Annotated in this window: 7 protein-coding genes, 1 tRNA gene and 1 pseudogene; 7 read left to right on the forward strand and 2 right to left on the reverse strand. The window is 56.9% G+C overall.

Annotated features, from left to right (window positions below):
- From ACXJ5O_RS13725 to ACXJ5O_RS13740, 4 genes and pseudogenes are all read left to right on the forward strand, one after another.
- A pseudogene (locus tag ACXJ5O_RS13725) lies at positions 1-384 on the forward strand (endonuclease/exonuclease/phosphatase family protein); the annotation flags it as partial.
- Between the two features lie 3 nt (positions 385-387).
- Positions 388-1,101, forward strand: a complete 714-nt coding sequence (locus ACXJ5O_RS13730) for an NUDIX hydrolase (protein ID WP_457300372.1) — start codon at positions 388-390, stop codon at positions 1,099-1,101.
- Between the two features lie 63 nt (positions 1,102-1,164).
- Positions 1,165-2,097, forward strand: a complete 933-nt coding sequence (locus ACXJ5O_RS13735; RefSeq protein ID WP_457300377.1) for a PhzF family phenazine biosynthesis protein — start codon at positions 1,165-1,167, stop codon at positions 2,095-2,097.
- A 114-nt stretch (positions 2,098-2,211) separates the two neighbouring features.
- A tRNA-Lys gene (locus tag ACXJ5O_RS13740) sits at positions 2,212-2,287 on the forward strand.
- Between the two features lie 63 nt (positions 2,288-2,350).
- On the opposite strand, the gene ACXJ5O_RS13745 is transcribed toward ACXJ5O_RS13740, so the two are convergent.
- Entirely contained in the window at positions 2,351-3,874 is a 1,524-nt protein-coding gene (locus tag ACXJ5O_RS13745; protein WP_457300373.1) for an arylsulfatase, read from the reverse strand.
- 83 nt (positions 3,875-3,957) lie between these two features.
- A complete protein-coding gene (locus ACXJ5O_RS13750; protein ID WP_457300374.1) occupies positions 3,958-4,638 on the reverse strand; it encodes a GntR family transcriptional regulator in 681 nt (226 codons plus the stop codon).
- Positions 4,639-4,852: 214 nt separating this feature from the next.
- On the opposite strand from ACXJ5O_RS13750, the gene ACXJ5O_RS13755 reads away from it, so the two are divergent.
- The 3 genes from ACXJ5O_RS13755 to ACXJ5O_RS13765 all read left to right on the forward strand — a co-directional run.
- Positions 4,853-5,980 carry a sugar ABC transporter substrate-binding protein gene (locus ACXJ5O_RS13755; protein WP_457300375.1) on the forward strand — a complete coding sequence of 376 codons (1,128 nt, stop codon included), beginning with the start codon at positions 4,853-4,855 and terminating at the stop codon, positions 5,978-5,980.
- Between the two features lie 74 nt (positions 5,981-6,054).
- A complete protein-coding gene (locus ACXJ5O_RS13760; RefSeq protein WP_457300376.1) occupies positions 6,055-7,596 on the forward strand; it encodes a sugar ABC transporter ATP-binding protein in 1,542 nt (513 codons plus the stop codon).
- 50 nt (positions 7,597-7,646) lie between these two features.
- Positions 7,647-8,224 (forward strand): ABC transporter permease subunit (locus ACXJ5O_RS13765; RefSeq protein ID WP_457300378.1); only part of this gene is annotated, 578 nt, incomplete at its 3' end.

Raw genomic sequence — 8,224 nt, forward strand, 5'->3', positions numbered from 1 at the left:
CGCGAAAGGGTGGTCGTCGGCGGGGATTCGCTCGTTGGCTATACTTTCGCGCCAGTGAGCGAGCCAATCAGCAGTCTCGACATTTTGCTGAATGACGGATTTTGCGAGAATCTGGTGGAGCGGCGGCCGGTGATGGACCGCTGGACGCTTTATCACACGCGCGGACCAGACGAGCGGCATCTGTGCCAGCTTGACTATATTCTCGCTTCACCGGCACTCGCGCAGAGCAATGCCACTGCCGTACCCGATATTATCCGCCGTGGTCAGCCTTACCGGACGATCTTCCCGCCCGATCAGAAGGTGGAGCTTTTTCCACGTATCGGCTGGGATCGCCCGAAGGCCAGCGACCATTGCCCGGTTTCCGTAACTTTGAGTATGGTTTGAGTAATGCACGAAATTCCAGAGAAGACCGTCATTCCGCTCAATGAAGCGGTGATCCGCATCGACAGCGCACCACTTGAATATGGAATTTCAAATGAGGCGGCAATTGCTGCTGGATGGGTGAGAGCGACGGCAGCCAATCCGGCCATCTTCGATGGGCCATTTTTCATGGCTGAAGAGGCGGGAGTGGCGGACGATGCGTTTCGGGCGCGATATCATCGCACGCGATTTGCCACGATGATGCACTGGAAGGCCGATGCAAGAAACGTGAAGCCTTGGCATATTTTCGCCGTCGGTGTGATCGTTTCAGAGGATAACAAGCTGATCGCCGGGCGTATGGCCGCTTCGACATCGGCAGCCGGCCGCATCTATTTTCCGGCGGGTTCGTTCGACGAAGAGGATGTGGCGGGCGACTTCATCGATATTGACGGCAACATGCACCGGGAAGTCGAAGAGGAAACCGGCGTCAGGCTCTCAGGGGCCGGAAGGCGTGACGATCAGCTATATCTTGTCACTGCCAGCCGCAGCATCGCTTTGTTCCGGCGTCACTATTTCGATGCCAGTGGAGAAGAGCTGCTGAAGCATATTCGCGGCCACATTGCTGCTGAAGAGGATTCCGAGCTCGACGACATCACCGCGATTTCCGCTGCAGGAGAAATGGGCGAGGCGACGCCCTGGACGTTTCGCACATTTGCCGACTGRCACTTTCGCCAGGGCTGAATGTCACCGTCACAAGGTTTGACTTGTACGGAGGCTGCCTTACTCTATTTTTTCCGGACGCTAATAGGGAGAGAGCAAATGGCCGGTCGCCGCTACGAGGTCTATGATGTCTTCACCGACAAGGTGCTGGCGGGCAATCCGCTGGCGATCGTGCACGATGCCGACGGCCTCGACGATACTGCCATGCAGCGGATCGCGCGCGAGTTCAATCTTTCCGAAACTGTTTTCGTGCTGCCTGCAAAGAACCCCGCGCATACGGCGTGGGCACGTATTTTTACGCCCGATTATGAAATGCCGTTTGCAGGACACCCGACAGTCGGGACCGCAGTCGCCCTGGCTCAGAATCGATTTGGCGAAGTCAGGGGTACCCAGGATGCACTTATCATCCTGGAGGAGCAGGTGGGACCTGTCCGCTGCGGTGTCAAACTAAGTGAAAACGGCGCGTTTGCCGAGTTTGATCTGCCGAAGCTGCCGCAGGAGGTTCCTTACAAATATGACAAGATCGCCATCGCCAATGCGTTGCGGCTCGAGCCAAAGGAAATCGGCTTCGAGAATCATGTTCCGAGCATCTGGGATGCGGGCGTACCTTTCATGCTGGTGCCGGTGCACGGACTCGAGGCGGCGGGGCGCATCGTTATCAACCAGATCGCGATGAAGGACGTGGCGCCGACGATCGGTCATCGCCAGCTGCCGGTCTATGCCTATTGCCGCGAAACGATGCTGCATGACAGCCATTTTCACTCGCGCATGTTCGTGAGCGATGAGGGCACCTATGAAGATCCGGCCACGGGTTCTGCAACGGCGGCGTTTGCCGGTGCAATTCATGCCTTCGACGAACCGCTGGATGGCGTCCTGCGCCTGTCGATCGAACAGGGATATGAAATGGGAAGGCCATCGCGCCTGCAGCTCGAGCTGGATATCGTCGACCAGAAGCTGACCGGAGGGCGCATTGGAGGTTCGGCAATCAGGGTCGCGGAAGGCCGGCTGTTTGTATAATCCTCAACCGGACGTTGTTCCGGTGCAAAGCCGTCATAAAGTTTTCAAGAAGGGCTGGACAGGCAAGATTTGCCCCGTTATAGAGCCCTCACTTGTCGCCGCCAAACGGCTGACGGGCACATAGCTCAGTTGGTAGAGCAGCTGACTCTTAATCAGCGGGTCGTAGGTTCGATCCCTACTGTGCCCACCATTTAAAACCAGCATCTTAGACGATTTTGTTAAAGATGCTGGTTTTCCTCCTCCGCCTTGTCGTTCAACCTCTCGGCATCAGCGACTCCACGATTTGGTCCACTGTGAAGCTCGCCGGCTTAGCGCGGGGCGGGAACTCCTTGAAGCTTTCAAGCCATTCGGCAACGACTGCCTGTGCGGCATATTGTAGGGGGACGTGTTCGGCGAACCACTGCGCATAATAAAAATTGCTCTCTTCGCCTCGTTCAAAGGGATCGGACCGAAGATCGAAGAGTTTGGGAATGCGCATCTTTGACAATGGTTCGCGCCAGACATCGAGCCCTGTGCTTCGCTGCTCGCTAAACACCACTTTGTACTGGTTGATCCGCAGTGCCATGAGCTCACCGTCGTCGCTCCAATAGAGGAAGCCCTTTCGCGGAGATTCCTTCTCTTTCCCGGCCAGGAAGGGCTGAAGGTTGAAGCCGTCGAGATGAACCTTGAAAGTCTTGGTGCCGATTTTGTATCCCTTCTTCACTTTTGCGACGAGATCGGGCTCACCCGCGGCAGCGGCAAAAGTCGGTATGAAATCCTGTAGCGAGCAAATGTCATTGATGACACGGCCAGGCTTGATGACTCCTGGCCAGCGCATAACGCAGGGAACCCGCCAGCCACCCTCCCAATTGGTGTCTTTCTCACCCCGGAAGGGTGTTGCACCACCGTCCGGCCACGACAGGACCTCGGCGCCATTGTCCGTTGTGAAGACGACGATGGTATTGTCAGCGACACCAAGCTTCTCGAGTTTGTCCAGCAGCTGGCCGACGTAGCCGTCCAGTTCCACCATACCGTCCGGATAAAGGCCATGTCCCGTCTTGCCGACCGACGAGGGCTTGAGATGCGTGAAGACGTGCATGCGCGTGGTGTTCATGTAGCAGAACCACGGTCCACCTTCCTTGGTCTTGCGCTCCATGAAATTGAGGGCCGCCCCCATAAACTCCTCGTCCACTGTTTCCATACGCTTGCGCGTAAGCGGACCAGTGTTCTCAATCAGCTGTTTGCCGACCTTGCCGTATTTTGGATCGACGGTCTTGTCGTCTTTGTCGGACGCCTTGCACTTGAGGACACCGCGCGGGCCGAACTTCTCGCGAAACTTTGGGTCCTTCGGGTAGTCCGTATATTCAGGCTCTTCCTCGGCGTTGAGGTGGTAGAGGTTGCCGAAGAACTCATCGAAACCATGCACTGTAGGCAAATGCTCGTTGCGATCGCCAAGATGGTTTTTACCGAACTGGCCGGTGGCATAGCCGAGATTTTTCAGGAATTGGGCAATCGACGGATCCTCGGCACTGAGACCCAGCGTCGCTCCAGGCATACCAACTTTCGTCAGTCCCGTTCGGATCGGTGCTTGTCCAGTGACGAAGGCAGCCCGTCCAGCAGTGCAACTCTGCTGGCCGTAKAAATCCGTGAACATGGCACCTTCGCGAGCGATACGATCGATGTTAGGTGTCCGATACCCCATGATACCGTGGTTGTAGCAGCTGACATTGAACCAGCCGATATCATCGGCCATTATGAAAAGAATATTGGGCTTGTTGGGTTTTGGTGTGTTGGCCATCGCTATTCTCCCGGTTACGGGCGAGATATTAGCTACGGCGGTGATGCCAAGAAGTACGTAACAGTTACAGATGCGATGCCACCTCAGCTCACCAAATCCACGAGGACATCATAAGCGGCATCGATATCGGCTTGAATGGCTATTTTGACCGCCTCGCCATCGTGAGCGCATAGCGCGGTGAACATCGACTGATGGTGCTCGTTGGCTTTGGTGTAATTGCCGGAATCATGCAGCATGTTGAAGTACGGGCTGACCTGCAGCCAAAGATTCTCGATGATATTGAGAATGCTTTCCGACCCGGCCGCCCGGTAAATCGAGAAGTGAAACGCGTAGTTCGCCCGCAGGTATGATTTGATATCGCCGGAGGCGTTGGCTTTTTCCAGTGCTTTCAACAACGAGCGGAGTGTCGCGAGCTCACTGTCTTCGATGCGCTCGGCAGCCCATTTGCCGGCAAGCGCCTCGATCTCGATGCGAACATTGCGCAGGTCGGTGAGCTTGGCCCGGCTCAACCGCGGTATGCCGATGGAACGCCCGGAAACCACGGTCAGCGCATTGGCCGCCGTCAGCCGTCGCAGAGCTTCCCGTACAGGCATGGCGCTGACGCCGAAGGCATCGGCAAGGCTTTGTACAGGAACCATTTCGCCCGGAACGATGCCGCCTTCGAGTATCAGGCTGGCAATCTGGCGATAGACGCGGTCCTGCAGCGTCTCCTTGGAAAGCGGGAGAATCTCAACACCTGGTCTCCTGTAGCCGGCTTCAGCCATTCATCACCTTTTTCGCGGCGGGTGCCCTTTTACGTGGAATGCAGTGTCCACCACAGCGCGTCAAGCGTTTCTCCTTATCTAACAAATCTTACGCACGATCAATGGTATTTCATCATTGATCTTTGATCAAATGGTGCTACGGTTGGTTACAGGAACGACGAGAGGGAAGAGGAGCCCGCTCGGAGATGTTTTCCTGTGTCAGGGAGGAATTATAATGGGAATTGGATCAATCATCCGGCGCGCAGCCGCTTGTGCCTGTCTTGTGTCGGGCATGGCCATGATCGGCCACGCGGAGGCTGCGGAAAAACACAAGATTTTTCTGAGCATGAGCTTTATCGGCAATGACTGGCAGGCCGAGGCCGCCAACATGGTCAAGGCCATGGCTGCCCACAAGGACTATGCTGACAAGGTGGATCTGCAAGTCCAGGTTGCCGGTCCCAATGCGCAGCGGCAGATTCAACAGATCAACGCAATGGTACAGGCTGGCGCCGAAGCCATCGTCATTTTCCCGATTTCACCGACCGCGCTCAACCAGGTTGTGAAGAACGCGTGCGATAAGGGCGTCAAGGTATTCGCCTATGATGGCGAGATCACCGAGCCCTGCGCTTATAACATAGCGATCGATCAGGAAGAGGCCGGCCGCGTCACAGCGGAATGGCTGGTCAAGAAGCTCAATGGCAAGGGCAATATCATTGCGATTACCGGCGTGCCTGGAACGTCCGTCGATAATCTTCGTACCAAGGCGGCCAAGGAAGTCTTCGCCAAACATCCCGATATCAAGATCGTCGGTGAAGCGGTTGGCATGTGGAGCCAGGCCGTCGCACGCACCGAACTCTCGAAGATCCTCGCAACCCGCAACTGGGACGACATCAACGGGCTTTGGATGCAGGTCGGCTGCTTTACCGCAAATTCGATGCAACTCGAAGCTGGCAAGAAGCCGGAGCAGCTTCTTCCTTGCGCAGGCGAGGGCTCGAATGGCGGCCGTATCCAGATGCTGCCGGCAGGAACCGAGGCAGAGGGTGCGACACCTCCCTATGCACCCATGGGTGCGCCGCGCATTTCCTATGCATCCCCGCCATATTCGGGCGCATTGGCGCTGAAGCTCGCCGTCGATGCGATCGAAGGCAAGGAAGTGCCGAAGAAGACTGTACTGCCGCTGCCTCTGGTCACCAACGAGACCATCAAGCTCTGCCAGGAAGGTACGTGGCAGGAAATGAAAGGCGGCTGCAATGCGTTCAAACCATCCATTGTGTCCAATCCGGGCTGGTTTGCGTCGATCTTCTCGGAAAAGACGCCCGAAATCGGTCTTAATGCAGCATTGGTCGGTCAACCCGAGAACTAAGCGTAGGCTTGCGCGGAGTGGCTACCGCTCCGCGCAACTTGGCTTATCCCGATGATTTGAGCAGGACCGGTGGGATGAATTCACCATTCGAACAATCCGCCATTGAAGTGACCGATATTCGCAAGGCGTTTGGCGCCACGGTTGCAGTCGATGGCGTATCCTTCCGCATCGAGCCTGGAAGTACCCATGCTTTGCTCGGCGAAAACGGTGCGGGCAAGTCGACAATTGTCAAATTGCTGTCGGGATTGCTTCGTCCCGACGAGGGACACATATCGGTCTTTGGCGAAAGAGCAGCGCTCAATGCCCCAAGGGCGGCGCATGCGCTCGGCGTCCAGACCGCGTTTCAGGAAATGACGCTTGTCAAGGATTTGACAGTGCTCGACAATATGCTGATGCCCTATGCGCCGATGGGGATTACCGGCATGATCCGGCGGTCTATGGCCCGTCAGGCCATAGCGCAACATTTGCAGGAGATCGAGTTTGCAGTCGATCTCGATGCGGAAGTCGGCACGCTCGACCTTGCCATTCAGCAAAAGACAGAAATTGCCCGTGCGCTTTATCGCAAGCCACGAATTCTTCTCCTGGACGAGCCGACATCGACGCTTGCGGGCAGCGACGTTGAATGGCTGGGCCGGATCATCGCCAAACTGAAGGCGCTAGGGACGACCATCGTCTTCATCACCCATCGCATGCGCGAGGTGCGCGCTTTCTGCGATACGCTGACGATCTTGCGCAACGGCCGCCACATAACCACCTGCGCTGTCGCCTCCATCACCGACGGCCAAGTCATCGAAAGCATTGTCGGGCGATCGATTGCCCAGACTTTCCCGGCGCGGCCCAAAAGCGATGCCGCATTTGGTGCTCCCGTGTTGGGTGTCCGCAACTTGCGGTCCGGCCACAAGTTGCGCGATGCGAGTTTCGATCTGCGGAAAGGCGAAATCCTCGGCGTTGCCGGACTGCAGGGCATGGGCCAGCTTGACCTTTTCCTGACTTGCTTTGGCATGACGCAGGTGACCCATGGCGATATCCTTGTCGATGGGCGCAGGGTTCGGTTTGGCTCGCCTGCAGATGCGCTTAAGCCTAATATTGCCATTGGGCTGGTGCCTGAAGACCGAAAGACGGAGGGCCTGTTCCTGAAGCTCAGCGGAACGCTCAATGCGTCCTTGCCGGTGATCGACAGGTTTTCACGATTTGGACTGATACAAAGTGATCTTGAACGCCAGGCCGTGCGTTCTGCCTTCGGCACTGTCGAGGTTGACCAGCGCGCGCTTTGGACCAGGGCAGGAGCTTTCTCTGGAGGCAACCAGCAGAAGATTGCAATCGCCAAATGGCTGGTTGCCCAAAGCCGTATCCTGCTGCTGTTCGATCCGACCCGCGGTATCGATGTCGGCACCAAGCACGAACTTTACGTCATGATGCGCAACTTCACCGACGCCGGAGGTTCGATCCTCTTGCATTCCACCGAGATTCCCGAGCTCGTGCATTTGTGCGACCGGGTTCTGGTCCTTTATGACGGGCAGATTGCGGCATCGCTGTCGCGCGATCAATTGACCGAAGCCTCGATCATGCGGCCAGCTCTTGGCCATGACAGCGCAGCGAAAGAGGCCGCCGAATGACGATGACGACCTCGACTGCCACGAGCCGTAACTGGACTTCCCTGTTCAGCATGCCGCCTGAGCGGCGCAGCGTACTCATCGCCATAGCCGTGTYTCTTGGCCTGCTTGGTTTGGTAGATTTTGTCAGCAGCGGCCCCCTCAGCTATTTCGACATTTCGTTCCTTTCGAGCGGCGGAGCAACGTCGGCGATTGCTGGAATCGGACAAACGATCGTCGTTCTTTCCGGCGGTTTCGATCTGTCGGCCGGGGCGGTGATTTCGCTGGTCAATGTGGTGTTGGCGCAAGGCATGGACCCGGCGGCGGCACAGACAAGCGTGGTGTATTGGACCTGTGTCGGAATCGGCGTTGGCATGCTGACCGGGGCTTTCAACGGCATTTTCATCGCATTCTTCCGGTTACAGCCCATCGTTGTGACGTTGTCGACCATGTTCATCATCCAGGGTCTGACGCTGCTGGTGATGGACAAGCCTGGTGGCTTCGTCGCACCTGACCTTGGGACCTTCTATCTTGGTGATGCAATACCCGGCTGGCTGCCCATGCCGCTGGTGGTGATCGGTGTTGTTCTACTCGCCTGGCTCTGGCTGAAGAATACGCGGTTCGGTACTGCGATCTATGCGGTCGGCAGCGA

It is taken from the genome of Phyllobacterium sp. P5_D12 (assembly GCF_054049495.1).